The organism is Trichococcus sp., assembly GCF_049589555.1.
Taxonomy (GTDB): domain Bacteria; phylum Bacillota; class Bacilli; order Lactobacillales; family Aerococcaceae; genus Trichococcus.
Map to the genome: position 1 here is coordinate 1 of NZ_JBAWAZ010000233.1, position 1,773 is coordinate 1,773.

A 1,773-nucleotide genomic window follows, 5' to 3' on the forward strand; every position below is an offset into this window, starting at 1 on the left:
GGTTTCCACCGACTCTTCCAAATCACTTTGGGTGACGGCGGTGCGGCCTTCACGGACGGCGCGGAGGCCGCCTTCGTTGATGATGTTGGCCAATTCGGCACCGGAAGCACCGGATGTGGCGCGGGCAATCGTATTGTAATCGATATTTGGATCCATCTTGTAGTTCGTTGCATGCACTTTCAGGATGGCTTCGCGTCCGGCCAAGTCCGGCAGTTCGACCGGTACGCGACGGTCGAATCGGCCTGGACGCAGTAGGGCAGCATCAAGGGATTCCGGACGATTGGTAGCGGCCAGGAGGATGATGCCTTTGTTGGCTTCGAAGCCGTCCATTTCCGCCAACAGTTGGTTCAAGGTCTGCTCACGCTCATCGTTACCCCCGCCGTAGCCGCCGCTATCGCGTTTCTTACCGATCGTGTCGATCTCGTCGATGAAGACGATACAGGGGGCTTTCTCGTTGGCTTCCTTGAAGAGGTCGCGGACTTTGGCGGCGCCGCGTCCGACGAACATTTCGACGAATTCGGAACCGGATATGCTGAAGAACGGCACATCGGCTTCGCCTGCGACAGCTCGGGCCAAAAGGGTTTTACCGGTTCCGGGAGGTCCGACCAGCAGGATGCCTTTCGGATTCTTGGCACCGATATCCTGGTATTTTTTCGGTTGATGCAGGTAATCGACGACTTCGCTGAGAGCTTCTTTGGCTTCGTCCTGTCCGGCGACATCCTTGAATGTTTTCGAATCGCCTGCCTTCACGTAGACTTTGGCGTTCGACTTGCCGAATGACAAGGCACCACCGGCACCGCCGCCCATCCGTTTCGCCATCTGTTTGCCTAATAGGCTACCCAATCCCCAGAACAGCAGGAGCGGTAGGACCCAGGAAACCAAGATGGAAAGGATCGGGGAGGCTTCAGTCGGGATGTCCTTGCTGAAGGTCACGTCGGCTTCTTCCAAGCGGGTGACGAGTGTCGGGTCATCGATGAGGCCGGTGATGTAGACTTGTTTGTCGCCTGCGTCATCGGTCGCGACGAAGGTGATTTGGTTCTCTTCCAGTTTGACTTCGGATACGTCACCCGTCGACACTTGGTTCAGGAACGTGCTGTAAGTCACTTCCTCCACGCTCCGGTTCATGTAGCTCGGCAAGGCGAAATAGTTAAGGAACATCAGGATGCTCAACGCCATCAGCAAGTAATAGGCTGTCGTTCTGCGTTTATCGGGGTTATCGTTGTTCAAATTTAGATTCCATTTGCGGTTGTTTTTATTTTTGTCATCTGCCATTTATGTCAGTTCAATCCTCTCTTTGTTGTTCGTTCATTTCCTGTATTAAAAGCTGCAGTTCTTTGATGCCGACTGCAATTTTTTCAAGCCGTTCTTCGGAGACGCCTTCCATCAGCAAACAGTATTTGCTCTCGATATCCTGCTCCATTTTCTGAAGGATCGCTTGTCCGTTTGGAGTGAGTTTCAGCGTAATGAAACGCTCGTCGTCCGCGCGCCGCTCCCGCGTCAGATAGCCTTGCTGTTCCAGCTTTTTGCAGATGGTGGAGACGTTGCCGTTGTTCATATCCATCACCTTCGCCAAACGGTTGAGTGACAGATCTTCGCTCAGCTTGATTTCCATCAATATCCGCAATTGCAGCGGGGTGATGCAATAATCTTTAGCGACCGGGCACATCACGGTATCCTTGGAAACTTGGATGGTCCGCATCAGATCCCAGATCTCTTTTTTCAAAAAATCAATTTTCATTTTGAAATCCGCTCCTTCTTCGGATAATAGTTGTG

General features: G+C 52.6%; 2 protein-coding genes. Both read right to left on the reverse strand.

Annotated elements, in window-relative coordinates:
• On the reverse strand, positions 1 to 1,176 hold a 1,176-nt coding region (locus tag WBV27_RS08760; protein ID WP_424201267.1), incomplete at its 3' end, for an ATP-dependent metallopeptidase FtsH/Yme1/Tma family protein.
• A 106-nt stretch (positions 1,177 to 1,282) separates the two neighbouring features.
• A partial coding sequence (locus tag WBV27_RS08765; protein WP_424201265.1) for a MarR family winged helix-turn-helix transcriptional regulator occupies positions 1,283 to 1,773 on the reverse strand: 491 nt, incomplete at its 5' end.